21 protein-coding genes and 2 pseudogenes are annotated in these 26,687 nt (G+C 62.7%); 16 read left to right on the top strand and 7 right to left on the bottom strand.

What is annotated here, in order from left to right; translation table 11 throughout:
- The first annotated feature begins 466 nt into the window (after positions 1–466).
- Together NKJ80_RS07345 and NKJ80_RS07340 are read left to right on the top strand one after the other, a co-directional pair.
- Positions 467–3,397 (top strand): autotransporter domain-containing protein, encoded by a 2,931-nt coding sequence (locus NKJ80_RS07345; protein WP_352497327.1) that lies wholly within the window; start codon positions 467–469, stop codon positions 3,395–3,397.
- A 248-nt stretch (positions 3,398–3,645) separates the two neighbouring features.
- Positions 3,646–4,680, top strand: coding sequence for a YeiH family protein (locus NKJ80_RS07340; RefSeq protein WP_460221790.1), 1,035 nt, complete (start codon positions 3,646–3,648; stop codon positions 4,678–4,680).
- Here NKJ80_RS07340 and msrC read toward each other — a convergent pair.
- Entirely contained in the window at positions 4,677–5,174 is a 498-nt protein-coding gene (msrC, locus tag NKJ80_RS07335) for a free L-methionine (R)-S-oxide reductase MsrC (RefSeq protein ID WP_023730524.1), read from the bottom strand. The genes NKJ80_RS07340 and msrC overlap by 4 nt on opposite strands.
- Before the next feature lie 183 nt (positions 5,175–5,357).
- Here msrC and NKJ80_RS07330 point away from each other — a divergent pair, with 183 nt between their 5' ends.
- From NKJ80_RS07330 to NKJ80_RS07310, 5 genes and pseudogenes are all read left to right on the top strand, one after another.
- On the top strand, positions 5,358–6,254 hold the full coding sequence (locus tag NKJ80_RS07330; protein WP_352497347.1) for a GlxA family transcriptional regulator: 897 nt from the start codon (positions 5,358–5,360) through the stop codon (positions 6,252–6,254).
- Between the two features lie 324 nt (positions 6,255–6,578).
- Positions 6,579–7,883: a M24 family metallopeptidase gene (locus tag NKJ80_RS07325; protein WP_352497326.1), complete on the top strand. Its 1,305-nt coding sequence runs from the start codon at positions 6,579–6,581 to the stop codon at positions 7,881–7,883.
- Positions 7,884–8,265: 382 nt separating this feature from the next.
- Positions 8,266–8,943: an isochorismatase family protein gene (locus NKJ80_RS07320; RefSeq protein WP_023705793.1), complete on the top strand. Its 678-nt coding sequence runs from the start codon at positions 8,266–8,268 to the stop codon at positions 8,941–8,943.
- A 3-nt stretch (positions 8,944–8,946) separates the two neighbouring features.
- Positions 8,947–9,932, top strand: a pseudogene (locus NKJ80_RS07315) (alpha/beta hydrolase).
- Between the two features lie 424 nt (positions 9,933–10,356).
- On the top strand, positions 10,357–11,997 hold the full coding sequence (locus NKJ80_RS07310; protein WP_023753702.1) for an ABC transporter substrate-binding protein: 1,641 nt from the start codon (positions 10,357–10,359) through the stop codon (positions 11,995–11,997).
- Between the two features lie 45 nt (positions 11,998–12,042).
- Here the strand turns inward: NKJ80_RS07310 and NKJ80_RS07305 are convergent, their stop codons facing one another.
- Together NKJ80_RS07305 and NKJ80_RS07300 are read right to left on the bottom strand one after the other, a co-directional pair.
- Positions 12,043–12,987, bottom strand: coding sequence for a DarT ssDNA thymidine ADP-ribosyltransferase family protein (locus NKJ80_RS07305; RefSeq protein WP_352497325.1), 945 nt, complete (start codon positions 12,985–12,987; stop codon positions 12,043–12,045).
- On the bottom strand, positions 12,972–13,856 hold the full coding sequence (locus NKJ80_RS07300; protein ID WP_023702282.1) for a macro domain-containing protein: 885 nt from the start codon (positions 13,854–13,856) through the stop codon (positions 12,972–12,974). Before NKJ80_RS07300 ends, NKJ80_RS07305 begins: the two co-directional genes overlap by 16 nt.
- Before the next feature lie 209 nt (positions 13,857–14,065).
- On the opposite strand from NKJ80_RS07300, the pseudogene NKJ80_RS07295 reads away from it, so the two are divergent.
- Positions 14,066–15,752, top strand: a pseudogene (locus NKJ80_RS07295) (hypothetical protein).
- Positions 15,753–15,788: 36 nt separating this feature from the next.
- Here the strand turns inward: NKJ80_RS07295 and NKJ80_RS07290 are convergent.
- The 3 genes from NKJ80_RS07290 to NKJ80_RS07280 form a co-directional block, all read right to left on the bottom strand.
- Positions 15,789–16,544 carry a hypothetical protein gene (locus tag NKJ80_RS07290; protein ID WP_352497324.1) on the bottom strand — a complete coding sequence of 252 codons (756 nt, stop codon included), beginning with the start codon at positions 16,542–16,544 and terminating at the stop codon, positions 15,789–15,791.
- 27 nt (positions 16,545–16,571) lie between these two features.
- Entirely contained in the window at positions 16,572–17,450 is an 879-nt protein-coding gene (locus NKJ80_RS07285) for a hypothetical protein (RefSeq protein WP_023715255.1), read from the bottom strand.
- 63 nt (positions 17,451–17,513) lie between these two features.
- Positions 17,514–18,401 (bottom strand): hypothetical protein, encoded by an 888-nt coding sequence (locus tag NKJ80_RS07280; RefSeq protein ID WP_352497323.1) that lies wholly within the window; start codon positions 18,399–18,401, stop codon positions 17,514–17,516.
- Positions 18,402–18,446: 45 nt separating this feature from the next.
- On the opposite strand from NKJ80_RS07280, the gene NKJ80_RS07275 reads away from it, so the two are divergent.
- The 7 genes from NKJ80_RS07275 to NKJ80_RS07245 are packed head-to-tail and all read left to right on the top strand — an operon-like array spanning position 18,447 to position 24,770.
- The gene (locus NKJ80_RS07275; RefSeq protein WP_352497322.1) at positions 18,447–19,079 is read left to right on the top strand and encodes a DUF4129 domain-containing protein; all 633 of its coding nucleotides are present in this window, start codon (positions 18,447–18,449) and stop codon (positions 19,077–19,079) included.
- On the top strand, positions 19,076–20,284 hold the full coding sequence (locus tag NKJ80_RS07270) for a hypothetical protein (RefSeq protein ID WP_023736408.1): 1,209 nt from the start codon (positions 19,076–19,078) through the stop codon (positions 20,282–20,284). The genes NKJ80_RS07275 and NKJ80_RS07270 overlap by 4 nt, the downstream gene beginning before the upstream one ends.
- Positions 20,271–21,227 (top strand): AAA family ATPase, encoded by a 957-nt coding sequence (locus NKJ80_RS07265; protein ID WP_023805069.1) that lies wholly within the window; start codon positions 20,271–20,273, stop codon positions 21,225–21,227. Before NKJ80_RS07270 ends, NKJ80_RS07265 begins: the two co-directional genes overlap by 14 nt.
- Complete coding sequence (locus NKJ80_RS07260) at positions 21,224–22,534, top strand: DUF58 domain-containing protein (protein WP_023753709.1); 1,311 nt, start codon at positions 21,224–21,226, stop codon at positions 22,532–22,534. Before NKJ80_RS07265 ends, NKJ80_RS07260 begins: the two co-directional genes overlap by 4 nt.
- The gene (locus NKJ80_RS07255) at positions 22,531–23,550 is read left to right on the top strand and encodes a stage II sporulation protein M (protein ID WP_023715249.1); all 1,020 of its coding nucleotides are present in this window, start codon (positions 22,531–22,533) and stop codon (positions 23,548–23,550) included. The genes NKJ80_RS07260 and NKJ80_RS07255 overlap by 4 nt, the downstream gene beginning before the upstream one ends.
- Complete coding sequence (locus tag NKJ80_RS07250; protein WP_352497321.1) at positions 23,537–24,403, top strand: RDD family protein; 867 nt, start codon at positions 23,537–23,539, stop codon at positions 24,401–24,403. The genes NKJ80_RS07255 and NKJ80_RS07250 overlap by 14 nt, the downstream gene beginning before the upstream one ends.
- Before the next feature lie 13 nt (positions 24,404–24,416).
- On the top strand, positions 24,417–24,770 hold the full coding sequence (locus NKJ80_RS07245; protein ID WP_023702292.1) for a hypothetical protein: 354 nt from the start codon (positions 24,417–24,419) through the stop codon (positions 24,768–24,770).
- Positions 24,771–24,777: 7 nt separating this feature from the next.
- Here NKJ80_RS07245 and NKJ80_RS07240 read toward each other — a convergent pair whose 3' ends face one another.
- On the bottom strand, positions 24,778–25,464 hold the full coding sequence (locus NKJ80_RS07240; protein WP_023694398.1) for a D-lyxose/D-mannose family sugar isomerase: 687 nt from the start codon (positions 25,462–25,464) through the stop codon (positions 24,778–24,780).
- Positions 25,465–25,614: 150 nt separating this feature from the next.
- Between NKJ80_RS07240 and NKJ80_RS07235 the strand changes: the two genes are divergently transcribed.
- Positions 25,615–26,673 carry a D-TA family PLP-dependent enzyme gene (locus tag NKJ80_RS07235; RefSeq protein ID WP_352497320.1) on the top strand — a complete coding sequence of 353 codons (1,059 nt, stop codon included), beginning with the start codon at positions 25,615–25,617 and terminating at the stop codon, positions 26,671–26,673.
- Positions 26,674–26,687: the final 14 nt, after the last annotated feature.

Below are 26,687 nucleotides of genomic sequence, written 5' to 3'. Positions count from 1 at the left end.
TATTGGGCCGGTCCTTTTCGTCGCGCAAACAGCTTGCCGCGCTGCGTGGTGCAGGAACGGCGTCGCTTGGCGATGGCGAACGAGAAAACGAACATGACGCCACGCTGGAGCAGGAAGCGCGGCGCTGTCAAGATTTTGGCGTTGGCCCAGCCTCCGAGTTGACCCGCGCGGCTAGAGCGGGCGGCGCCGGCAAGGCCATAAGTGTACTGCCAGGCAACGCCAGTCTTCACCTTGCGCGGTGGTTGCTCGCCTAAACTGCTGCGCCGTCGAGTAGGGCTCTCGTACGCGTACAAAAAAACAGCAACAGCTAATATTGTTGGACATTCAACCTACCATTGGTTCAAATTTCTATTTGATCTAATCTTGGCATCATAATATAAGCGGAGAAGCACTGGACGGGCTGACGGGGGGGGGCGCCATGCATCGGGGGCTGGCAAAGCGTACAATCTCACGTTTGTTAGGCGCGATGACGGTCGTCTACGCGCTCGCGGGCACGACGTCAGCGCTCGGGCAGTCTTGTAGTCCCACACAGACAGCTCATGCTTTTAGCTTTACTGGCGGCGACCAGTCCATCTCGGTTCCTGGCAACACCCATTCCGCCACAGTATACCTCAAGGGAGCGCAAGGCGGGGTTGGCAAGAGCGGCGCCGGCACCATCGGGGGCAGCCCATTGAGCCCAGGCGGCGCCGGCGGGCTCGGCGGCCAGGTGAGCGGTTCCTTGACTGTCGCGCCGGGTGACATCCTTTCTGTCGGCGTTGGCGGCCGTGGCTCGCTCGCGGTCAATCCCGGTGGCGCGAGCGGTACTCCCGACGGCGGCAATGGTGGCGGGGCGACCGACCTGCGGCTGGGCGGAACCCGCCTGGCAATTGCTGGCGGCGGTGGCGGCGGTGGCAACGGGGGCTGGCACACTACAAATTCGATAGCTGGTGGCGCCGGTGGCAAGAGCGGGGGATCCGGCTCGGCAGGAACCGATGTTTCGGGCGGCCTTGGCCCCTTTGGCGGTGAAGGTGGCACTGTAGGTGCCGGTGGCGCGATCGGCGCTGGGTGCGATAGTTTTCCTGGCACGGCCGGTCAGACAAATGGCCAAGGCGGAACTGCACGAAATTTCTCAGGGTCTTTCCTGGGCGCCGGATATGCTGGTGGCGGCGGTGGCGGGGCTACTGTCGGCGGCGGTGGTGGCGGCGCAGGCGTCGGCACGACCTCGTGCCAGCAGAACTGGAACGGCGCCGGCGGCGGCGGCGGCGGCGGATCATCGGATGCCGGCTCGCTGCAATCGGCTGCGGTGGCGGAAGGCGTCAATTCAGGCGATGGGTCCGCATTGATCTGTTTTGATGAGCCGCTCTATGTGATCAGCGGCACGGCGAGCGGTCAGACCGGGACGGTGAGTTTGAAATTGACATCAAGCTCGCCGGCAGGGACGCAAACCAGGGACGTGAATGTCGGCGATACCACCTTTGCCTTTGCGGATGGCCTGCTGACCGGCTCCAACTGGAGCGTTGATGTTACTGCCAAGCCGGCCGACCAGACATGCACGGTCACGACGGCCTCGGGCACGGTGGCGGGAGCCGACGTGACCAATCTTGTCCTGTCCTGCACCACGGTGACGGTGGAGTTTTCGCCGGCAACATTGCCGAATGCACATATTGGCACGCCGTACAGCCAGACCATCACCGCAAGCAGCCCCAATGGCGGCGCCGCACCCTACACCTTCACCGTGGTTTCCGGCTCGGTGCCTCCCGGCCTCGCACTCTCGCCTGGGGGTACACTGGCTGGCACACCCACTGTCGCGGCCAATTACGATTTTACGGTGCGGGCCACGGACAGCAACGGCTTTACCGGCCAACGTGACTACACTGTGGTCGTCGAGATCCACTTGCCGTCGGCACAGGACCACACGCTGGACGTGATGGCCGGAACGACCGGGTCCCTCGACCTGACGCAAGGGGCTACGAATGGGCCGTTTACCAGCGCCACGATTGCCTCGCCGCCGCCGAGCGAAGCGGGCACGGCTTCCATTGTGCCCGATGGCGGCGCTTATATCCTGCAGTTTGCCGCGGCAGCCACCTTTGCCGGCACAACCAGCCTGACCTACACGCTCTCGAATGCCGACGGAACGTCACCTCCGGCAACCGTGACCATCAACGTCACGGCACGGCCCGACCCCTCCCGCGATCCGGAAGTGATCGGCCTGATTCGGGCACAGGTGGAGGCGGCAAAGCACTTCGCCGACATTCAGATCCAGGGATTTGGACAGAGGCTGGAACAGCTCCACAATGAGGGCGACCAGCGCCACAATTCGATAGGCCTCAGCGTTGCCGTCCAGCAATCGTCGGACAATCCCGACGCATACGCTCAGCAGCAGAATGCGGCGAACGATCCGGCGCTCGCCGCAATCGCCACGGCATCGTCGCAGTCCACTTACGGAGCGCCCAATCCGGAGCGCATTCAGCCCAACGCCAACGCAAAGCAGGACAGGACTTCGACCGGCGCGTCGCCGATCAAGACCGGACAGTCTTCAACTGGCACGGACGTGGACACCCAGACGTCGTCACTGCCGGCCGAGAACCCATTTGGCGAACTGGCCTTCTGGAGCGGCGGCTACGTCAATTTCGGCACCGATGACGATGGAGCCATCAAGCTCGACCATACGCTGGTCGGCGTGAGCGTCGGTGCCGACTACCGCTTTTCCCCGACCTTCACCGCCGGTCTCGGGTTTGGCTATGGCCATGACGTCACCGACGTCGGGAGCAACGGCACCGAAAGCCGCGCCCATGCCATCTCGGTCGCCGCCTATAGCAGCTACCGCCCGGCGCCAGATTTTTTTGTCGATGGCCTTGCCGGCTATGGCGCCCTCAATTTCGACAGTGAGCGCTATGTGACCGATACCGGCGATTTCGCGTCTGGAACGCGCGACGGAAGCCAGGTCTTCGGGTCGCTGACGGCGGGCTACGAATTTCGCCGGCCGGACTCTCTGATATCACCCTATGGACGTCTGTCGGGGTCCCACTCCACGCTTGACGGCTTCACCGAGACGGGTGGCGACATCTATAATCTGACCTTCGGCAAGCAGACCGTCGACACGCTGTCGGGCACCCTTGGCCTGCGCATCGAGAACAACATTCCTACCAGCTGGGGTCTGCTCACACCGCGCGCGCGCTTTGAGTATACGCACGACTTTGCCGGCTCCAGCCGCGTCAGCCTCGGCTATGCCGATATCGGCACCACGCCCTACGCGCTGGACGCAGATGCCTTTTCCAACGACTATTTGTCAATCGGGCTCGGCGTCGATGCGCAAATCGGCGGTATTGCCTTCGGGCTGAACTACAGCACCGCGGTCGGCAGCAACGGCGACAGCCAGGACCATACGATCGCCGCGCGAATTGGGATGAAATACTAGGGCATGATCCCAAAAAGTGGGGTTAGATCGTGATGGGAATTCATCATGATCTAGGGCGGCTCCAGGTTTCGCCCGGCCGCTCTTTCTCATTCTGACCTCGGCCGCCCTAAATGTTCACAAAAATCGATCATTTCAACAAAAACAATTCGTTGGAAAGATCGATTCTGGAATGACATTCTCCTAAGGTCCTTGCGTGGAGAATTGCATTGTCTTCCGCCGCCCAGCTAGCGAACGATATTCCGATCAGCATGATTTCCGCCGATCTGGCCGTGGGCCGGAAGCGGCTCGGTTCCGTGTGGAATGGCGTCATCCCCGGGATCGTGCTGGTGGCGATGATCACGGGGGTGGCCTTCTCGGCCCATAATGTCTCCGGCTTCGCGCTGTTCAGCCCGATGATCCTCGCCGTCGTCGCCGGCATGATCTATTCCAACGTGCTCGGCACGCCCGCCCACGCCAAGGCCGGCATTGCATTCTCGCAGAAGCGCCTGCTGCGCTTTGCCATCGTGCTGCTCGGCTTTCAGCTGACGCTCGGCCAGGTCGTCTCCATCGGCGCCGGCGGCGTCGGCATCGTGGCGCTGACCCTTGGAGCGACCTTCGTCTTCACCATTACGCTTGGCCGGCTGATCGGCGTCGACGCCAAGCTGGCGCAGCTGATTGCCGCCGGCACCTCGATCTGCGGCGCTTCGGCGATCGTTGCCACCAACATCGTCACCGATGCGCGCGACGAGGACGTCACTTATGCCGTCGCCTCGATCACGCTGTTCGGCACCGTCGCCATGCTCGGCTTTCCGCTGCTGGCGCCGGTGCTCGGCCTCGACCAGCACGCATTCGGCCTGTGGGCCGGCGCCTCGATCCACGAGGTGGCACAGGTCATCGGCGCCGGCTTCCAGAACGGCGCCCAGTCCGGCGAGATCGCCACCGTCGCCAAGCTGACCCGCGTCGCCCTGCTGGCGCCGATGGTGATCGCGCTCGGCCTGATGACGCGCCGCAAGAGCAATGGCGATCGCCCAAGCAGCCAATCCGGTGCGCGGCCGCCGATACCGTGGTTCGTCGCCGCTTTCGTCGCCGTCGTGGCGCTGAACAGCCTGGTTGCCGTGCCGGCCGAAGTGAAGTCGGCCATGGCGTTCGCCACCACCATCATGCTGACCATGGGGCTCGCCGCCATGGGTCTGCAGGCCAACATTTCGCAGCTGCGCTCGCGCGGCCTTCGCCCGCTGGCGCTCGCCTCCTGCGCCTTCCTGTTCATCGGCTGCTTCAGCCTGATGCTGGTGAAGTTCGCTTAGTCCTCGAACGAACTCGCCGCGACATAGATCGCGGCAAGCGCCTCGATGCCGGCCTGGTCGTCCTTGTCGAAGCGGCCGGGCGTCGGGCTGTCGAGGTCGATCAGGCCGAAGACGCCGTCACTGTCCCTCAGCAGCACGACGAGTTCCGAGCGCGAGTCGGCGTCGCAGGCGATGTGGCCGGCAAACTCGTGCACATCCTTGACCAGCATCGACATTTCGAGATCGATCGCGGTGCCGCACACGCCCTTGCCGACGGCGATGCGCACGCAGGCCGGCTTGCCCTGGAACGGTCCAAGCACCAGCTCCTCGTCGGACGCCAGGAAATAGAAGCCGGCCCAGTTGAGATCGGGCACCATCTGGAAGATCAGCGCCGATGTGTTGGCGGCGTTGGCGACGGAGTCGCTCTCGCCTTCCAGCAGCGCCTTCAACTGGGTGGCCAGTTCGCGGTAGAAGGCCGGCTTGTCGGTGCTGTCGATGGTCTGGGCCGCAAACATGGCGTCGTCTCCATTGCCGGCGGGCCAAAAAGCCCGTTACATTTCCTGTCTGCCACCAATGACGCTCCCAGGAAATACACAATTGTGAATACCGACCGTGCCAGCCAAACACACGACCGGGCGCAACCCGCAGCGAGCGAAGGTCCCCTCACCTTCGCCGTTCTGGTCTTTCCCGGCTTTCCAATGATGGCGTTCAGTTCGGTGATCGAGCCATTGCGCGCCGCCAACGTGCTGGCCAAGCGCGAGTGCTATCGCTGGGTGATCGTCGGCGCCGACCAGGGCACGGTCGAGGCATCCAATGGGGTTGTCATACAACCGGGATTCTCAGCGTTCGGCGCGCCGAAGGTCGATCGCATCGTCGTCTGCTCGGGCGGCAATGCGGACCTCGTCGTCGCCGACGATGCGGTTGCCTGGATGCGCAAGAGCCTGCGCGCCGGCGCTCACATAGGCGCGGTGGCCGACGCCGCCTTCTTCCTCGCCAGGGCCGGCCTGCTCGACGGCCATGCCTGCACCTTGCACTGGACCAGCCAGGCGGCATTCACCGAGGCCTTCCCGGATATCGAGCTCCGGCGCGATCTCTACGTCATCGACCGCAAGCGCTTCACCTCGGCCGGTGGCGTCGGCAGCCTCGACATGATGCTGGAGATCATCACCAACGATTATGGCGGCGAGCTCGCGGCCGGCGTCGCGGAATGGTTTGTGCACAGCCCTTTGCGTTCGAGCGTCGACCGCAAGCTGATGCCGCTCAGGCTGCGCACTGGCGTCCAGAACGAACTGGTGCTGTCGGCCATTGCCATCATGGAGGATGCGGTGGAAGAGCGGCTTGGCATGACGGAACTGGCGGCCCGTCTCGGGGTCTCCTCCGACAAGTTGGAGCGCAATTTCCGCGCCCAGCTCAGCATTTCGCCCAATGGATATTACCGGCGGCTCCGGCTGCGGCGCGCCGCCGACCTGTTGGCCCATTCGACGCTGATGGTGCGAGACGTGGCGCTGGCCTGCGGCTTCGCGTCCATGTCAAGTTTTGCCCGAGCGTTTCGCGAGGAGCATGGGCACGCGCCGAAGGCGATGCGGCGGCATTAGAGGGCGCTGCGCGCTAACGCGGTGAGATGCTGGCGGGACAGCGCCCCCCTCTGTCCTGCCGGACATCTCCCCCACACGGGGGGAGATCAGATGTCGCCTCGGCTTTCGCCAATCACCAACGTTGCAGGGCGAGCGGGACGCGAAAGCTGCTAATCTCCCTCCTTGTGGGGGAGATGTCCGGCAGGACAGAGGGGGCGCGAAGGATCGCTACATTGCCCTTTGTATCCATGCCCTTCTTGCGGCATTTCGCACGACATCTGCGGATTCTCGCACAGACATTTTTCGGCGCATGGCTATGGTCTAGCCCTTCAGGAGGCGCACCCAATGAGCATCGTCGTTTTCGACCCCGACAGCACCGAGGATGTGGATTTCAAGGACCGCATGCGCCACCCGGTTGCGGCTGACTCGGCCGGTGGCATGTGGCTGTCGGACACCGAGCCGTCCTTCATCGATGCCGACGCCTTGCGCAAAGGGCGGCTGGCGAAACTGCGCGGCTGGATGCGCGAGGCGGGCTATGGGGGCGTCGTTTTGTTCGACCCCTACAACCAGCGCTATGCCACCGGCTCGCGCAACATGTTCGGCTATTTCCTGCGCAACTCGACGCGGTATTTCTTCATCCCGACCGACGGGCCGATCGTGCTGTTCGAGTACCCGCAGAGCTACCATGTCTCGATGGTGCTCGACACTATCGACGAGGCGCGCCCGTCCAAGCTGGTATGGTCTTCGGTGTCGGGCCGCGACGACGAAACCGCCGACCCCTTCGCCGACGAGATCGCCGAGCTTTTGAAGAAACATGGCGGCGGCTCGATGAAGCTCGGGCTCGACCGCTGCAGCCATTTGCAGGCGCTGGCGCTGGAAAAGCGCGGCTGCGACGTCAGGGATTGTCAGGGCGAAATCCTGGCGGTGCGCGCGGTGAAAACACCCGAGGAAGTCAAATGCCTGCAGGTATCGATGGCTGGCGCGGAAGCCGCTGTTTATGCCGTGCGCGAGGCGATCAAGCCCGGCGTCTCCGAAAACGAGCTGTTCGCCATCATGTATGGCGAGGTGATCCGCCAGGGCGGCGAGTTTATCGAGACGCGGTTGCTCACCTCGGGACAGCGCACCAATCCGTGGTTCAACGAGGCCAGCGGCCGCAAGATCCGGCCGGGCGAGCTTCTGGCGCTCGATACCGACACGATCGGCTGCTATGGCTATTATTCCGATTTTTCGCGCACCTTCCGCTGCGGGCCTGGCAAGCCGACCGACTATCAGAAATCGCTCTACCGCATGGCGCACGACCAGGTTCAGCACAACATTTCGATTGTCAAACCTGGCATGGCGTTTCGCGAGATCGCCGAAAGAGCGTGGAAAATCCCGGACCGTTTCGTCGACCAGCGCTATACCTCGGTGATGCATGGCGTGGGCATGCATGGCGAGACGCCGTTCATCGCGCATGCCATGGACTATGAGACCTATGGCCGCGACGGTGTTGTCGTGCCCGGCATGGTGGTGAGCGTGGAAAGCTATATCGGCGAGAAAGGCGGCCGCGAGGGCGTCAAGCTGGAGGACGAAATCCTGATAACCGACACCGGCACCGAGCTTCTGTCGCGCTTTCCCTACGAGGATGAGTTTCTGGAGAAGCAGGTTTGATGGTCGTTTCGCATCCCTTGGCAACCAGCGCGAACGCCAATCCCGTCGTCATCCTAGGGCGAAGCAAGGAGCGCAGCGACGCGGCGCAGACCCTAGGATCCATGCCGGGACTCATCCGCGCCGCAACGGTGCAAGTTCTGCTCCGCCGCATTCCTTGGCCAATGTCACGGCATGGACTCCAGAGCGCCGCAACGGTGCAGATCCTGCACAGTTGCACTCCACGGTCGACGTCACGGAACGGATCCCAGGGTCTCCGCGACGCCGCTGCGCGGCTGCTTCGCCCTGGGAGGACGAAGTTCGGAGGACGCCGACCAATCTCCACCACTTGCGCTGCCCTTGCGAGAAGAGCGGCGGCGTTGGTCGCGAACCAAGGCCTATCCGCATGAAAAGCCCCATCTCCATCAAACGCGGCACGGTCGCCGCGGCGTTCATCGACCTCCAGGAAGAGCATCGGCAGGACAAGCGCTATCTGGTCGAAGGTTATGGCGAGGTGCTGGCCAACGTCCAACGCCTGCAGGCGGCGGCGCGGCGCAACTTCGTGCCGCTCTACCACTGGGCCTATATCGTCGATGCCGCCAAGGCGCATCCCTTCCATCCGCTCGACGCCGACGGCAAGTCCGCCTTTTCCGACAAGAGCGATCCTCTGACGGAAATCTGCCCGGAAGTGGCGCCCGCGGCCGGCGAGACGATGCTGGTCAAGACGCAGGCCAGCGCCTTCGGCGGCGGGCCTGCCGCAACCGAACTCAAGGCGCGCGGCATCGAATGGCTGATCGTCGCCGGCGTCTGGACCGAGGCCTGCATCGACGCCACCGTGAAGGACGCGGTGGCATCCGGCTTTCGCGTGCTTCTGGTCAAGGATGCCTGCGGCAGCGGCAGTGCCGCCATGCACCAGACCGCCATCCTCAACCTTGCCAACCGGCTCTATGGCGGCGCCGTCACCAACACGATAGACGCGTGCCGGCTGATGGCGGGCGACACCATCGATGCATGGCAGGTCGAAGGCTCGGTACCGCTGCGCTTCACGTTTGAAAACGCCGAACGGCTCTACGGCGAGCTCTGAGAGATGGGCACGGTCCACAAGCTCAAGACCGCCAGGCGGGGGAAATACGCCACCCTGCTCGATCCGGCGCTGTGGGAGTATATCGACCTGGTCAATGACTGGTTCCCGCCAGAAATCGCCGAACTTCCGATCGCCGAGCAAAGGTCGGTCTATGATGCGATGTGCCGCGCCTTCCATCAGGGTTATCCCAAAGGGGTTTCGGCCAGCGGCGGCATCATCGCCGCCGATGCAGGGCACGCCATCCCGATTCGCTACTACCGGATGGCGGGCAAGCCCGTGCGCGCCGTCATCCTCTACTATCATGGCGGCGGCTTTGTGCTTGGCGGGCTCGACAGCCATGACGACATCTGCGCCGAAATCTGCGCCGGCACCGGTTTCGACGTCGTCTCGGCCGACTACCGGTTGGCGCCGGAGCATCCGCACCCGGCCGCCTTCGACGACGCGCTGACCGTGTTCGAATGGGCGGCGGTGACAACGGACCTGCCGATCGTGCTTGTCGGCGAAAGCGCCGGCGGCAACCTTGCCGCCGCGGTCGCGCACGCCTCGCGCCGCCACCTGCGCCGGGCGGTCGGCCAGGTGCTGATCTATCCCGGCCTTGGCGGCGACGAGAGTGCCGGCTCCTATGTCGAACATGCCGAGGCACCGCTGTTGACACTGCGCGACATCGCGTTCTACCGCACCATTCGCGCTGCCCCGGCACAGTCGCCCGACGACCCGACTTTTTCGCCGCTGAGCGACAATGACTTCTCCGGCCTGCCGCCGACTGTCATCATCACGGCCCAATGCGATCCGCTGTCATCGGACGGCGAGACCTATCGCGACCGCATCGTTGCGGCAGGCGGCCGCGCCTGGTGGTATGAGGAGAACCGCCTCGTGCACAGTTTTCTGCGCGCCCGCAAAAATGTTCCGCGCGCCGGCGAGGCGTTCGTGTGCACGCTTGCAGCCATCGCCGCCGTGCCGTGCTCGGCAAGAACGACTGGCCATATTGAGGCGGCGAAGCGCTGATCTCCCCCTCATGGGCAGGCAATCGCATATGAGATTTTTGCGAAGAGGACCCCACCCTAGTCCTCCCCACAAGGGAGGGAACGCTGCCGCCCGCTATATTGCGGCGCTCAACGTGGCCAATCTGCCGAGTTCAGCGCTGCCGAGTCTCCCTCCCCCTTGTGGGGAGGGATTAAGGGTGGGGGTATTCGTGGAGCGCAAAGCGCCGAAATCCATATGCGATTGCCGCGCCCACAAGGGGGAGATTGTCTGCACTCCCACTGCGGAGTGGCGCACAAGAATTGCGGAAAAGAGAACATTTCCCGGGGTCGGCCCGCTTTATCATCACCTGCTCAGGCAACGGCGCCCGATGATCGCATCCGCCCCAGCGGAGGCGGACCGTCGGGGCGCCCAACAAAAGAGGGAACGACGATGAAATTCATGCTGACCGACCGCAATTTGCACCCGCAGGCCAAACCCGTCGCCCAAGATTTCACAAAGGGCGGCGTCAACCGGCGCGAATATCTCGCCATCATGGCCGGCTTCGGCGTCAGCGCGGCCGGAGCACTGGCATTGGGCGGCCTCAGCGCGTCGCCCGCCCGGGCAGAGGAGCCGAAGCGCGGCGGCACCTTGCGCGTCGCCATGAACGTCAAGGGTTTCAAGGATCCGCGCACCTTCGACGGTGTCGAGATGTCCAATGTGGCGCGCCACTGCAACGAATATCTGGTGCGCTGGAACCGCGACTTCACCTTCGAGCCGTGGCTGCTCGAAAGCTGGGAAACCAGCGACGACGCCAGGACGCTGACGCTGCATGTGCGCAAGGGCATCGCCTGGTCGAATGGCGACGTCTTCAACGCCGATGACGTCATCCACAATCTCAACCGCTGGTGCGACGCTTCCGTCCCCGGCAATTCGGTCGCCGCGCGCATGGGCGCGCTGGTCAATGCCGACACCAAGAAGCCGGTCGATGGCGGCATCGAGAAGGTCGACGATTTCACCGTAAAGCTCAATCTGCCGAAACCCGACATTTCGCTGATCGCAGGGATGGCCGACTATCCCGCGCTGATCATGCACCGCTCCTATGAGGGCGGCGACGATCCGATGAAGGCGCTCGCAATCACCACCGGCCCTTGCGAACTGGTCAGCTGGAATGCCGAGACCAGTGCGGAGGTGAAGCGCAAGGACAAGCCCTGGTGGAAGGGCGACTTCTACCTCGACGGCATCAAATGGGTCGATTACGGCTCCGACCCCAACGCGATGCTGTCGGCGTTCGAATCCGGCGAGATCGACACCGACCACGAGACCGCCTCCGACGCCGTGTCGCAGACCGAGCAGATGGGCTTGCTGAATTCCGAGATCGCCACCGGATCGACCATCGTTGCCCGTTTCAATGTCGGCAACGCGCCCTATGACGACGTCAAGGTGCGCCGCGCCGCCCAGCTTGCCGTCGACAATTCCGCCGTGCTGGCGCTGGGCCTCGGCGGTCGCGGCAAGCCCGCCGACAACCACCATGTCGGTCCGATGCATCCTGAGTTTGCCGATATCGGTCCGGCCAAGCGAGATATGGATCAGGCGAAGAAACTGCTCGCCGAGGCCGGCAAGACGGACCACGAATTCGAGCTGATCTCGGTCGACATCGAATGGCAAAAGAGCACCGGCGACGCGATCGCCGCGCAGATGCGCGAGGCCGGCCTGAAGATCAAGCGCACCGTGCTGCCGGCGGCGACCTTCTGGAACGACTGGAGCAAATACCCCTTCTCCACCACCGAATGGCTGGGCCGCCCGCTCGGCGTCCAGGTGCTGGCGCTCGCCTATAAATCGGGCGCCGCCTGGAACGAAAGCGCTTACGCCAACAAAGAGTTCGACGAACTCCTCGACAAGGCGCTGGCAACGCCGGATGCTGCCCAGCGCAAGGAGATCATGGCCAAGATCGAACAGAATCTGCGCGATGCCGGCATCATCATCCAGCCCTACTGGCGCTCGGTCTACCGCACCTATCGCAAAGGCGTGCAAGGCTGCGAACAGCACCAGTCGCTGGAACAGCATTTTGAGAAGGTGTGGCTGGAGGGCTGATTCAATTGGTGTCGCCCGGTCGGGGTAGATAAGACAGAATTAGAGCTAGGCGACGACTGGCCCAGCAGCTGGAACTACTCCTTCGTATGCTGTGCACCCTTCTATCTCGATCTTCCAGATGGCATTGGGGTTCGGATTTACGATGGCCGGAAGGCGCCATCTGCTTGGAGCTATCTCATATCGGAAATGCTGATCGCCGCAGGTCACCTTGACCTCATACTGGGGTTTCGATGCAGAAACAGGTGATCTGAACTCGAAATGCAATTCCCCGTTTTCGGTATACAATTCACTGATAAACATACCACGACGAAAAAAGACTGATCCGCCTTTCTCTACCGCGAAATTGTAATTCCATGCTCCCGGTCCAAGCAGCCGCTTCAGATAGCGCTCTTCATGGATCGTCCTGCACACAACGTAATTCAGGGTTGCGAGACTCAGTCTTTGGGGGACGACAACCTCAGACATTCTCATATTGTGAATGTGTTGCATTTCGTCCTGAGAGACTGCTGAGTCATGATATATATGTTCAAATTTGAGTTGGTCAAATTGATTGTCTCCGTCTCTCGGTATCTGATTAGAATTAGCAAAGTTTCCGGCAACAAAACGGCTAGACGCTAGGGTGAGCACCGATTTTAGGTCAAACACTAACATCACAGGAATGCACATATGAGGATCCGCCCTATTGGGGTCACTCCGAGCCTTTATAACTTCGGTCTTTAAATGGAATCTGTTCTTGGGCCTGAAATATAACCGTACATAGTTATGAGCGGCTGGATTGTTGTTCAAAGCACCCTGATTGGCGACGTCACATAGCAAAGCGGGCACTCCATTGCGGCATATAATCTCGCCACCACGCAAGATTTCTGCGGCAACTTCGATTTGGCATGCGTGATAGAGAGACCGACCCCAACCCGTCCTTGATGCAAAACGATCAAGGCGAGGTCCCCAGGTCGCGATATGCTGATCGGCCCTCGCTATTGAAATAGCCATCCTTGCGTCGGTTTCGCCACAGTGTAGGGAGTGTATTGATCGCGATCTAAGAAAAGCGCTTCTGCCCGAGATGCGGTTGAAGCACCTGTTCGAGACTTCACCGAACAGATATAAGGAAGCTCGGACAGGATCGGAAAAAGGTAACTCTTTAGGCGCTGTGATTTTGCGTCTGAGAAACTATCTATTGAGAGTATCCTCTCTCGCAGCCTGACCCATGAGGCTTGGAGCAACTCCCCATCAATTCGCTCTTTCTTCCCCGACTGATGCTCCACAACAAGAGAGTTGTCTGTTTGCATCTGCACCGTGAATTGAGACTCTTTGGAAGTTGCGAACACGTGACCTTTGGCAAGCTTCCTAAGATCCTCAGAGAACTCCGCAAAATCTTCCGGGATTCTTACTCGCTCTTTGTGCTCTGCTACAAAATCCGAAGGAACCTGTATGTCGTGGATGTAAACGGGGATACTTACTCGAGCCAGATAGCGTTCCATCAAAGGACGAACGTCTTCCCAATTCAAGTTGCCGTTGCCGCATCCCAGAGGCGGAAAAGAAACCGAGGTGATCCCTAAGTCCTTATAAGCCGCGACGAACTTCTGCAGACCGTGCTCGATGTACTCTATCTTCGATGGCAGTTTCCAAGTGGTTTTAGTTGGAAAATTCAACACCCACCGCGTGTCGGATCGCCACAGATGGAGATTGCCAATCCGAAGGGCGCGCGCCTCGCAAAGATCGCGATACTCCCGAAACATTCGCGGGTACCTGCTTTTGAACTCCCTGGCGATTCCCTTACCCATGACACCCACCGTGTTGACGGTGTTCACCAGCGTCTGCGCGGGAGATTCAAATACGCTGCTTTCAAGAAAAGTGATCATTCGCTTAGATGCCCCAAGGTCAGAACGAATGAGAACATATAGAGAACATTAAGCAAGGTTTCTAGCACGATTCTGCAGCGCTGTCGTTGGCGGCTCGGCATTCCGCCTGAGGTTATACACACTTCGACGTGTTGCACCTATCGGCGACTCGTCGGTGATATCCAGCATCAGCTAGTCCCATGGCACTTCAATGTGTGAGAAATGTACGCATGGATCATTTCGACCTCGGCACCTACCGCCGCCCCATCTCCACCTCTTCGGATGAAACACAGCGCTGGTTCGATATCGGGCTGAACTGGTGCTACGGCTTCAACCATGAGGAAGGCATAAAGTGCTTCGAAAAGGCGCTGGAGACCGATCCTGATTGCGCCTTCGTGTATTGGGGCATCGCCTATGCCGCCGAGCCTTTTTACAACCTCACCTGGAAGGAGCACGGCAAGGACGAGGCTAACCGCGCCGCGCGACGCTGCTTTGATCATGTCCAGCTTGCGCGGGCTGGTTCTGCGGGCGCAAGCCCCGTCGAGCAGCGGCTGATCGAGGCGCTGGCCGCACGCTTCCAGCAGCCGCATGGCGTGACGCCGGCGGAATTCGAACAATGGGACAATGCTTACGCTGCCGCCGCGATGCGGTAGGTCTATTGTGACTTTCCCGACGACCATGACGTGATGGCTCTCACCGTCGAGGCGCTGATGATGCGCACCGTGCGGCGGCTGTGGGATTTGAAAACCGGCAAGCCGGCGCCGAACTAGATGTGCTGGAGGCGCTGGAGGTCTGCGAGCGATCGATCCGGCTGTCGGACGAAGCCGGCACTGCGCCGCATCCGGCGATCCTGCACCTGCATATCCATCTGCTCGAGATGTCGACGCAGCCGGAACGCGGCATGCGCTCGGCGGACCGGCTCGGCACCATGTGCCCCGATGCCGGCCACATGAACCATATGCCGGGCCATATCCATGTGCTGTGCGGCGAGTACGAGAAGGCAAAGCTGGCCAGCGAAAAGGCGGTGCGCGCCAACGACCTCTACCTCGCCTATGCCGGTGAGACGACCTACTATCTGCTCGGCTGCTGCCACGATTTGCATCTGATGATGTTCACCTGCATGTTCCTTGGCCAGTACCAGCCGGCACTGTGGGCGGCTGACAAGGTGCGCAGCCTGGTCACGCGCGACGTGGTCGCCATCCAGGACCGGCCAAAGCTGACGCAAACAGTGGAGGGCTATCATGCGATAAAATCGCATGTGCAGGTGCGCTTCGGCCGCTGGCAGGAGATCATCGATGAGCCGATGGTGGACGAGCCGGCACTTTATGTGCTGGCCGCCGCCATGCAGCACTACGCCAAGGGCGTCGCCCATGCGACGCTCAAGCAATTCGCGGCAGCCGAGCGTGAGCGCGAAAATTTCCGCAGGCATGTCGAGAGCATTGCGCCCGAGCGGCGCTTCCTCAGCAACCCGGCACGGGCCTCGCTAGCCGTCGGCGCCGCCTTGCTCGATGGCGAGTTGGCCTACCACCAGGGGCAGCATGACGACTCTTACGCCCATCTGCGCCAATCCGTCGAACTCGACGACAATCTGTCCTACACCGAGCCCTGGGCCTGGATGCACCGCCGCGCCATGCGCTGGCGGCACTGGTCCTCGACCAGGGCCACACTGACGAGGCCGAGCAGGTCTATCGCGACGACCTCGGCCTGAGCGGCAAGGTCCAGCGCTGCGCCCAGCACCCCGACAATGTCTGGTCGCTGCACGGGTTGGTGGAATGTCTGAAGCGGCGCGGCGAGAGCGTGGAACTGCCGGGGGTGCAGGAGAAGCTCGACGTAGCACTGGCCAAGGCTAATGTGGCGATCACGTCGTCATGCCTGTGCCGGACGAGACCGCAGGCGGACCGTAGCTGCTGTCGTTGAGAGGGCAGCCAACCGACCGAAATCGGCGACGTTCGCTCACGAGAAAATCTCAGCCAGATCGTCGATGCTGGTGCCTTCCTTGAGCTGTCGCAACTCCACATACATGACGACGATGGCGATCGATACCACCAAGCCTTGGGCTGTATCGACCAGGGCGTTGAGCAAAAAGCCCAGTGTCAGACCAAATGAGAAAAAGAAGGCGTTCGCCCAAATATCCACGGTGATTGAAGGCACGAGCACGACAAGCCAGATGCACAGCAACGGCCAGCGGCTGCCTTTGGTCAGGTCGCGGCTGCGTTGCATGCTGGCGAACACGCCACGCCCTTCACCGACAATTACCGGCGTCGTGACCGACCAGCGCGCCAGCAGCAACAGTCCGGGAACGATGATGAGTACCAGGCCCAGCCAGAAGGCGAATGTGATCAGGATCGAGGCGGCGCTTGCCGGTAGCAGAAGCGCACAGGCTGTTCTGATGCAATCGCGTGCCGACGGCCGTTCGCCGCGCAGATCTATCAGGGCCGCTCGCGTCAATGCCGCCTGCATGAAAGCCCCCAGCACAAAAAAGCCCAACATGAAGATTGCCGTGATCGTCAACCGTCGCATCGAGTATTCGGGCTCTACCGACCCAACGGATACCCAGAACCAGTAGGAAAATCCAAACTCCGGCAAGGCGTATACGAACAACGCCACTCCCAAGCACAGCACCGGATTGCGCCGGATAATCGCGAACGTATCGCGGAGAACCCTGCCGATGCGAAATTTGCCTGGCTGCTCCGGCGTCATCGACGTCACGATTGCCCTACCCCGGTCGATGTGCCGTTACGAAAAAATCTGCGCCAGTTCGTCGACGCTGGTGCCTTCCTTGACCTGGCGCAGTTCGACATAGGTGACGGCAATGGTCACCGACAGCATCGTCGAAAAGATCGTCGACACCAGAGTGCTGCCAATCGCTCCGACCAGGACACCGACACCGGTGACGCCGCCGGCGGTGGCGAGCGCCAGTCCGAAAAACAACGAGAACACCGCCTGGATGAGCATCGCCGCCACGCCAATGATCAGCAGCAGCCAGAATATCGACCAGCGGCTGCCTTTGGTCAGGGCACGGCTGCGCGATATCGAGCCGAACACGCCAAGCCGCTCCTGAACCGCAATGGGCACGGAAACCGATACGGAAATCAGCCACATGAAAGCGGGAATAAACGCCAGGGCAAGCCCGATCAGCCACCCGATAGGGGGAATGACCCAGGCGATGAAAACCATCACAAAAACAGCCACCACCAGAGTGACAATGATCAGAATGCCTATGCCCAGCGTGGGCAAGAAGCTGCGCAATGCTATCTGGATGCAGTCGCCGATGACCGGCCGCTTGCCGTTCAAATCCTCGATTGCCGCCCTGACAAGCGCCGCTTGCACCAGCAAGGCCAGAACGAAAATGATCAAGGAAGCGACTATCGATAAGCCCGAGTAGTCTCCCATGGCCGACGTTTCGAAAGCGGCGGCGTTCCCGGCGCTGTCGACGTTCACCAATGTAGCGACCCGGGACAGGTTCCAGAGGTTGTACAGCAGTGCGGGCAGGGTTGAGAAAAGTCCGACGACCACAGCAAGGAAACCCAGATTGCGGCCGATGACCGCGAAGCTGTTGCTGAAAACCCTGCCGATGCGGAATTTTTCCGGTCGGTCCTGCGCCAGTGACGTCACGATGCCTCCTGCCCTGGCACCCGCCTTGACCTGACCGGGTCAAGGCGGTGCAAACCCGTCGGCTTACGAGAAGATCTCGGCCAGTTCGTCGACGCTGGTGCCTTCCTTGACCTGGCGCAGCTCGACATAGCTGACCGCGGCGGCGACCGACAGCAACATCGACATCACGCTCTGCACCAGTGCCGCCACGACAGTAGCGACAATGTCGTGAAACAGGTAGACAAACACGCCCACCGCGCCCTGGATGACCATGCCGATGATGATCAGGACAAGGAACAAGCCGAAGAGCGACCAGCGGCTGCCCTTGGTCAGGGCGCGGCTGCGCGACATCGAGCCGAACACGCCGAGCCGCTCCTGGATCTGAACCGGTATCGCAACCGACCAGCCCAGCCACAAGATGATGCCGGGCACCAGCAACGCAAGCGCGGCTAGGCCTGCGCCCAGGCCGACGAGCAGGCCGATCGCCAATGTCGGCAGAAAATATCGGATGGCTATCTGCAGGCAATCGCCCAAGGTCGGCCGCTTGCCGTTCAAATCCTCGATTGTGGCTCGCACGAGCGCCGACTGCAGCACCAGTACGAAAAGGGAGGCAATGAAACTGGCCGGGAGCGTCACCCAAATGTTGCTAAACACCAGGGCGGGGTCGGCCGCAGCGCCGGGATTGGCCGTCAGGAGCGCCTGCATGCGCGATTCGGTCCATAGCCGAAGAATAACTGCCGGCACCCCCGCAAACAGCACCGAAAGCCCCACGAAAAGTATGACGTTGCGGCCGATGACGGAGAAGCTGTTGTTGAAGACCCTGCCGATCTGAAATTTCTCAGGCCGTGCAAATGTTTCCGAAGTCATGATGCGCCCCCTGTTCCACCGCCGAATATTGTCCGGCAGCCGCAGTAGTAAATTTGCCAAGATTAACGACTGGCGTCTAGCCCACTTGCAAAAGTTACGCTGCATTGCCAGTGTCGGCTCGCGAACCGCAGGTTGCAGGGGGGCGAGAAGGTGACTGCTGCACAGCCGGACGCTGCGCAAGCCGAATGGCTGGCCAAACTGCACAAGCAGTTGCTGTCGGACGATTCGATCCAGTTCGACCTGCCGGCCTACAGACCACCCGAGACACCCGAGTGGCTGAGACCGCTGGGCGAGTTCCTGAAATCGCTCGGCCCGTACATGATCTACCTGTTCTGGGGCGCGGTGATCACAGGTGCCGCGATCATTCTGCTGCTGATTGCCCTTGAAGTGAAAGGCGTCGCCTGGCGCCTGCCCTGGTGGCGCAAAAAGAGCGTGACCGAGGCGGAAGCGATATGGCACCCCGACGTTGGCGCCGCGCAGATCCTGTTGTCGGAAGCCGATGCGCTGGCCGCCCGGGGCGAGTATGACGAGGCGGTGCATCTCCTGCTGCGCCGCAGCGTTGCCGACATTGCCGGCCGCCTGCCCGACTTCCTGCGCCCGTCGCTGACCGCGCGCGATATCGCGGGAGCGGCGTCGCTGCCAACGCGGGCGCGTGGCGCCTTTACCCAGATCGCGCGCATCGTCGAGGCGGCGTTGTTCGCGCGCCGGCCGGTCGGGCCCGAGGGCTGGCAGGAGGCGCGCAGCGCCTATGAGCGATTCGTCTTCAGGGATGCCTGGACGTGAGTGACGCGACAGCCGACATCGCCCAGCAGGAGCCGTTCAGCCGCAGGACGCTGTTCTGGGGCATTTTCGCCAGCCTGCTCGCGGCCGCAGGCTTCTTCCTGTTGTCCACCTATGCGCCCGACTTTCGCCAGCCGAGCGTCGGTGGCGCAACCCCGCTGTCGAAGAGCGGCATCGGCTATGCCGGCTTGGCGGAATGGCTGGAGCTGACCGGCGAAGCGCCCGACATGGCGCGGTCCGACAGCGATCTTCAGATCGACACGAACCTCCTGATCGTCACCATTTCGCCCGACAGCGACCCGGATGCGCTTGCCAACATCATCAAGCTTCGCAAGGGCCTGGATACGCTGTTCGTGCTGCCCAAATGGGCGACCTTGCCGCTGGCCTTGCACGAAGGCTGGGAGATGAAGATCCAGCGGCTGCCGGATGTGGTGGTCAACGACTGGCTCGGCCGCATCGCCAAGGCCAAGCTCGGCGAAGGTGAGACCACGGTCAAGCAACTCGACGTCTCAGGGCAAATGGTCAGCGTTCCCGGCCAGTTGCAATGGGTGGCCGACGAACACCCGCTGATTGCCGCCGGCAACGGCAAGGCCGTGCTGACCGAGATCGAAGACGAGCGGTTCTACATTCTGACGGACCCCGATCTCATCAATAACGCTGGCTTGAAAGATCCCGACAAGGCGGCGGCGGCGCTCAAGCTGATCGAGCTCCTGCAGCCCGAAGAGCGTGCCGTCATGTTCGACCTGACGCTGCATGGCGCGGGGCGAAAATACGACCTCGCCAAGCTTCTGGTCGAACCGCCTTTCCTGGCGCTGACGCTGACCATCCTGGCGGCCGCGGCACTTGCCTTCCTGCATGGTCTTGGCCGGTTCGGGCCGCCACGGGCCGATCAGCGCGCCATCGCCTTCGGCAAACGCGCGCTGGTCGACACCACGGCGATGCTGTTGCGCCGCGCCGGCCGGCTGGAGGAACTGGGCGACCGCTATGGAGCACTGGCACGCGTGCGCGCCGGCGCGCTGCTCGGCGCGCCGCACGGTTTGCAGGGCGAAGCGCTCGACCGCTGGCTCGATTCCCGCGACAAGGACGAAGCCGGCGGTTTCACGACCCGCCTGCAAGCTGCGAACGCGGCAAAGACCCTGACACAAATGCATGATGCAGCCGAAAAGCTGCACGACTGGACGGCAAGGAGGCTCGGTGAACGTCGATGATGTGAAGGCCCTGGCGACACAGATCAGGGAAGAGGTGGCCAAGGCCATCACCGGGCAACACGATACGGTCGATCTGATGCTCACGGCATTGTTCGCCGGCGGGCATATATTGCTCGAAGGACCGCCGGGCACGGCCAAGACGATGACGGCGCGCTGCTTTGCCCAGGCGCTGGGCGTCGCCTATGGCCGCATCCAGTTCACACCCGACCTGATGCCCGGCGATATCGTCGGTTCCAACATCTACAATTTCCAGACCGGGCAATTCACGCTGACGCGCGGCCCGATCTTCTGCGACCTTTTGCTCGCCGACGAGATCAACCGCACGCCGCCCAAGACCCAGGCTGCCCTTTTGGAGGCGATGCAGGAGCATGCCGTCACCTTCGACGGCACCACTCATGCGCTCGGCCCGAACTTCATGGTGGTGGCGACGCAGAACCCTATCGAACATCAGGGCGTCTATCCTCTGCCCGAGGCGCAGCTCGACCGTTTCCTGTTCAAGCACCGGGTGAGCTACCCCGGCGCGGAAGAGGAAAAGGCGATCATCATCCACCATGGCGGCGGCACCGCCTCGCACGACATCAAGCAGTACGGCATCACCGCCCAGGCCGACCGCAAGACGCTGGAAAAGGCGCTGGCGACCGTCGGCGAGGTCACGCTGGTCGACGATGTCGTCGACTATATCGCAAGGCTGGTGCGGGCTACGCGCGAAAGCCCCGATCTGGAAGTCGGCGCCAGCCCGCGCGCGGGCGCCATGCTGGCGAGAGCCGCGCGCGCCCGGGCGGCGCTCGACGGACGCGCCTATGTCATCCCCGACGACGTCAAGGCGCTTGCCGTGCCGGCGCTGCGCCACCGGGTGATCCTGTCGCCTGCGGCGCAGATCGACGGCCGCCTGGTCGAGCAGATCGTCACCGACCTCGTCGACCAGACGGAAGCGCCACGTTGATCTATCCGAGCGGCCGGGCAGTCTGGGCAGGTGCGGCCGGTGCAATACCGGCCTTCCTGATCGCGCTCGCGCTGCCGTCTCTGTGGTATCTCGGTCTTTTGTGGATTTGCGTGCTGCTTGCTTTCCTGGCCGTGGACGCGGCCGCCGGGCGCGGTCGGGCTTCTCTGAACGCCAGCATCCATGCACCGCCGCAGGTCAGCGTCGGCAGCCAGTTCACCGTCCACGTCACGGCCAGGCTTGGCGGGCGTCCGCGCGCGGTGCAGGCGCGTCTCGGCCATGATGCGCGGCTAGAGCCGCTGGGCGGCACCGGCGGGGCATTGACTGCTGAGGCCGGCAGCGCATCGCTCGACCTCAAATTCCAGGCGCTGCGGCGCGGCATGGCCAGGTTCGACCGCCTGTGGGTGCGCTGGCGCGGGCCGTTCGGGCTGGTCTGGAACCAGGTCGTGCTGCCGATGGACAGCAAGGTGGCGGTGCTGCCCGACGTCAGCAGCGCCCGCGACGAGGCGATCACGCTTTTGCAGCGACAGGCGCTGCCCGACGGCCATGCGCAGCGCCGAGCCGGCCAGGGCCGCGAATTCGAGGCGCTCAAGGATTACCAGCCCGGCATGGGCCGGCGCATGATCGACTGGAAGCGCAGCGCCCGCCACGGCAGGCTTCTGGCGCGCGAATTCCGCATCGAGGAGAACAACAACATCGTGCTGGCCATCGATAGCGGCCGCTTGATGTGCGAGCCCGTCGACGGCGTGCCGAAGGTCGACCGCGCCGTCACCGCCGCTTTGCTGTCGGCGTTCATTGCGCTGAAGGGCGGCGACATGGTCAGCCTGTTCGGCTTCGACGCGCGACCGCGCGTTTCCAGCGGCGCCGTGCGCGGCTCGGCCAGCTTCGCCATGATCCAGAAGCGGGCGGCGGAGATCGACTATTCTACCGAAGAGACCAATTTCACCCTGGCGCTGACGACGCTGGCGGCGCGGCTCGACCGGCGCTCGCTGGTGATCATCTTCACCGATTTTGTCGATCCGATCAGCGCCGAACTGATGCTGCGCACCGTAGGCCGGCTCACCGAACGGCATCTGGTGCTGTTCATGATGATGAAGGATGTCGAGCTGGAGACACTGGCCGACATGCCGCCGGACACGCCGGAGGATGTGGCGCGCTCCGTCGTCGCCGGCGGGCTGCTGCGCGAAAGGCAGGTCGTCATCGGCAGGCTCAGGCTGCTCGGCGCGCACGTCATCGAAGCCGACCACCAGAGGCTCGGACCGGCGCTGGTCGAGCGCTATCTCGAGTTCAAGCGGGAGGATCTGTTGTGAACGCGCTGGTCGGCAAGGATGCCGTGCGCCAGTCGCTGGCGAGCTTCCGTTCGGAGCGCGAGGCCGACTGGAAGGCGTTCGAGGCGCTGCTCGCCCGGGTCGAGAAACGCGCGCCGCGCACGCTCTCGGAAGACGAGTTGCTGTCGCTGCCGCTGCTCTACCGCTCGGCGCTGTCCTCGCTCTCGGTGGCGCGGGCGACCTCGCTCGACAATGCCTTGGTCGGCTATCTCGAGGCGCTGTGCCTGCGCGGCTATTTCTACCTCTATGGCGCACGCCGAGGGTTGCGGCAGCGCATCGGCGATTTCTTCCTGCATGACTGGCCGCATGCCATTCGCGATTTGTGGCGCGAGACCTTGCTGTCGGTCGTCCTGACCTTTGTCGGTCTCGGCGCCGGCTACTGGCTGGTGGCGAAGGACAAGGGCTGGTTCGACGCCATCATTCCGCCGAGCCTGGCCGGCGGGCGCAACCCGGATGCATCGGCGGAAGTGCTGCGGCAGGTGCTTTATGACGGCGCCGACAGCAATTTCCTGTCGGGCTTCGCCGCCTATCTGTTCACGCACAATGTCCAGGTGGCGATCCTGGCCTTCGCGCTCGGCTTTGCCTTCGCGGTGCCGAGCGTGCTCCTGATCCTGATGAATGGCTGCCTGCTCGGCGCGATGTTCCAAATCTATGTCGCCAAGGGGCTTGGCATCGAGCTGGGCGGATGGCTGTCCATCCACGGCACCACCGAGATGTTCGCGATCGCCTTGGCGGGCGCCGCTGGCATGCGTATCGGCACGCGTATCGCCTTCCCCGGTGAACTGACGCGGATGACGGCCGCAGCCGATGCCGGGCGCGTGGCGGCAACCACCATGGTCGGGGTGACGATCATGCTTTTGTTCGCCGGCCTGCTCGAAGGCATCGGCAGGCAGGTGATCACCAGCGACGTCACACGCTATGCCATTGGCGGCGGCATGCTGACGCTGTGGCTCTGTTATTTCTATTTGTTCAGGGTGGTGCGGCATGGCGACCGTTAGGCGCGCCGCCGTCTCGACGATACGGCCGCTGATCACGCCCGAAGGCGTCGATCTCCGGATCAAGCTCGTCGATGCCGGCACTCGCGCCGCCGCCTTCCTGCTCGACTTTGTCATCATCATCGTCACGGCGATCGTGATCTCGATCGTTGCACTGTTCGGGCTGGCCGGCCTCAAAGGCGAAGGCGCGCAGCCGCTGTTCATCGTCTGGATCATCCTGATCTTCTTCCTGCGCAACGCCTACTTCATCGTCTTCGAAGCCGGCCGCCGCGCCGCCACACCCGGCAAACGGATGCTCGGCATCCGGGTGGCATCGCGCAGCGGCGCCGGCCTGTCAGTCGATCAGGTCATTGCCCGCAACCTGATGCGCGAGATCGAGATCTTCCTGCCGCTGTCGATCATCCTAGGCCGCAGCCAGATGGGGCTCGCCGACACGCTGTCGACGATCTTCGGGCTGGTGTGGACGCTGCTGTTTGCGCTCTTCCCGCTGTTCAACCGCGACCGCATGCGCATCGGCGACCTGCTGGCCGGAACCTGGGTGGTGGAGGCGCCCAAGCTGGCGCTGGTCGAAGACCTGTCGCAACGCCAGGATACCACCACCCGCGCCTTCCGCTTCACCCAGGCGCAGCTCGATGCCTATGGCATCGCCGAACTGCACAAGCTGGAAGAGGTGCTGCGCCGCGACGACTATTTCGCGCTGAAAGCCGTGGCCGAAACGATCGGGCGCAAGATCGGCATGACGATCGAGCCGGTCGATTCCAGGGCCTTCCTCACCGCCTATTATGGCGAGCTGCGGGCACAGCTTGAGCGCAAGCTTTTGCTGGGGACGCGTAAGGCGGATAAGTACCAGCGGTAGATCGGAGTTCGGGATGCCGGCTCAAGTTAGCGAAGCGGAAAAAGCCAGAATAGAACGCGCCATTCAGGCGGCAGTCTCCGGATCCTGGAAGGAATTTGCAGAACTCACCGACGAACCGTTTCCAAACGATGCATCGATGAGGGAGCAATTCGGAGATACTTCTTCCCGACTTCAGCAAGCCGACGGAAATTGGGAAATGACCTCAGGCATAGGTATCGTGCCTGACGGCAGCGCGCGCCTGATCACAGTCTTGATCAAGGCGCCGCCCACCGTGGATATTGTCCTGACGCTGCACAGCACGAGCGATCGGGATGACAGCACGATCAGCATCTGGACGTTCTTTCAGCAGGTGAATTGGGGCGATTAGGCATCGCCTACCCCACCCACTTCTCATAGTCGGACACCAAAAGGTGCACCGGCGCGACATCCTCGTCGATGTTGGAGAAGCGGCCGATCGGCTCGCGGAAGACGTTGTCGGTGAGATCGTCATTGACGGTCGAGACCTCACCGATCAGCACATCCTTGCCCTCGGCCCAGAAGGCGTGCCAGACGCCGGGCAGCAGCGTCACGCTCTGGCCCGGGTCGAGCTTCAGGAGCCCGCCTGCCGGCAGCCTGTGGATGGTGCCGTCGACCGGCACCGTCACTTCGGCCTTCGGATCGATGCCGCCGTCGCGATCGTGCATGAACAGTTCCAGCACGAGCTTACCGCCGCCGCGGTTGATGATGTCCTCGGCCTTGATGTTGTGGCGGTGCATCGGCGACAGCTGATCCTTGCGCGAGATCATGATCTTCTCGGCATAAAGCATGCCCATGCCCTTCTTCATGTCGGCATAGACGCCGTTGCGAACGGTGAACAGGAACAGGCCGAGTTCGTCGAATTTTTCCTGGCCGTAATCGGTGATGTCCCAACCGAGCCGCGAGGTGAAAATGGCGGCGGAGTCGGCCTTGCGCGCCTTCATCTCTTCCGGGCTCCAGTAGGCGAAGGGCGGCATGATGTAGCCGAACGAGCGGATGAAGGCGTCTGCATCGCGGATGATGTCGTTGACGGTGGAGCGTTTCATGATCGTGATCCCTTCGCGTCGCGTTCCCTGGAGTTATCTGAAGCGCATAGCCGAACAGCGCTGCGGTGTCGACGCAAACTGCGTGCTGGCCCCATGACATCCGTGCGGATCGGGGCCATAAGTCAGCCAGATTTCCCAGGGTGATATTTCATGCAAGGCATAGACGACCTCGACACGCCGGCGATCCTCATCGACGCAGCCCGCGCCGAAGCCAACATCACACGAGCGCAGGCGCATGCCGACCGCCACGGGCTGAAACTCAGGCCGCACATCAAGACGCACAAGCTGCCTTATTGGGCGAAGAAGCAGATGGCGGCCGGCGCGGTCGGCATCACCTGCCAGAAGATCGGCGAGGCCGAAGTGATGGCCGATGCCGGGCTGACCGATATTTTCCTGCCCTACAACATCCTTGGCCGCGCCAAGCTGGAGCGGCTCAAGGCCCTGCATGGTCGTGTGACGCTGTCAGTGACGGCCGACAGCCGCGAAACGCTGGAGGGGCTCGCCGCTACTTTCATCGATGCCGGGCGGCCCCTGCCCGTGCTGGTCGAATGCGACACCGGCATGGGCCGCTGCGGTGTGCAGAGCGCCGCCGAGGCGTTGGCCTTGGCGAAAATCATCGACCAGGCCAAGGGGCTCACCTTCGGCGGACTGATGACCTACCCCGCGGCAGGCCGCGCCGCCGAGGCCGAATCCTGGCTGGCCGGCGCCAAGCAGGCCCTTGCGGCGTCGGATCTCGCCTGTGAACGCATCTCCAGCGGCGGCACGCCGGATATGTGGCGCTCCGGCGAGGACAGCGTGGTCACCGAATACCGCCCCGGCACCTACATCTATCTCGACCGCTACCAGGTCGCCAAAGGCGTCGGCACGCTCGACGATTGTGCGCTGACGGTGCTCGCCACCGTGGTCAGCCATCCGACGCCGGCCCGCGCCATCCTCGACAGCGGCAGCAAGGCGCTGTCCAGCGACACGCTGGGGCTCGCCGATTTTGGCGAGCTGCTCGGCATGCCCGGCGCCCGCGTCACCAGCTTGAGCGAGGAACATGGCACGGTCACGCTTGCGAATGGCGCGAGCCTGCGCATCGGCGAACGCGTTCGCGTGGTGCCTGATCATTGCTGCGTGGTGACCAACCTGTTCGACCAGGTGCATCTGATCGACGGTGACAAGGTGCTGGAAACGCTGAAGGTGGAAGCGCGTGGGCGGATGGGGTGAGGCTTTTCGTTTTG

It is taken from the genome of Mesorhizobium sp. M0030 (assembly GCF_040323695.1).
Lineage (GTDB): Bacteria > Pseudomonadota > Alphaproteobacteria > Rhizobiales > Rhizobiaceae > Mesorhizobium.
Note: the sequence above shows the minus strand (reverse complement) of the source record. Positions and strands in the feature narration are given on the sequence as shown.

Coding starts and splice junctions, on each gene's coding strand:
- NKJ80_RS07345 (WP_352497327.1), top strand. CDS start 467: ATGACGGTCGTCTACGCGCTCGCGGGCACGACGTCAGCGCTCGGGCAG.
- NKJ80_RS07340 (WP_460221790.1), top strand. CDS start 3,646: ATGATTTCCGCCGATCTGGCCGTGGGCCGGAAGCGGCTCGGTTCCGTG.
- msrC (WP_023730524.1), bottom strand. CDS start 5,174: ATGTTTGCGGCCCAGACCATCGACAGCACCGACAAGCCGGCCTTCTAC.
- NKJ80_RS07330 (WP_352497347.1), top strand. CDS start 5,358: ATGATGGCGTTCAGTTCGGTGATCGAGCCATTGCGCGCCGCCAACGTG.
- NKJ80_RS07325 (WP_352497326.1), top strand. CDS start 6,579: ATGAGCATCGTCGTTTTCGACCCCGACAGCACCGAGGATGTGGATTTC.
- NKJ80_RS07320 (WP_023705793.1), top strand. CDS start 8,266: ATGAAAAGCCCCATCTCCATCAAACGCGGCACGGTCGCCGCGGCGTTC.
- NKJ80_RS07310 (WP_023753702.1), top strand. CDS start 10,357: ATGAAATTCATGCTGACCGACCGCAATTTGCACCCGCAGGCCAAACCC.
- NKJ80_RS07305 (WP_352497325.1), bottom strand. CDS start 12,987: ATGGCTATTTCAATAGCGAGGGCCGATCAGCATATCGCGACCTGGGGA.
- NKJ80_RS07300 (WP_023702282.1), bottom strand. CDS start 13,856: ATGATCACTTTTCTTGAAAGCAGCGTATTTGAATCTCCCGCGCAGACG.
- NKJ80_RS07280 (WP_352497323.1), bottom strand. CDS start 18,401: ATGCAGCGTAACTTTTGCAAGTGGGCTAGACGCCAGTCGTTAATCTTG.
- NKJ80_RS07250 (WP_352497321.1), top strand. CDS start 23,537: ATGGCGACCGTTAGGCGCGCCGCCGTCTCGACGATACGGCCGCTGATC.
- NKJ80_RS07245 (WP_023702292.1), top strand. CDS start 24,417: ATGCCGGCTCAAGTTAGCGAAGCGGAAAAAGCCAGAATAGAACGCGCC.
- NKJ80_RS07240 (WP_023694398.1), bottom strand. CDS start 25,464: ATGAAACGCTCCACCGTCAACGACATCATCCGCGATGCAGACGCCTTC.
- NKJ80_RS07235 (WP_352497320.1), top strand. CDS start 25,615: ATGCAAGGCATAGACGACCTCGACACGCCGGCGATCCTCATCGACGCA.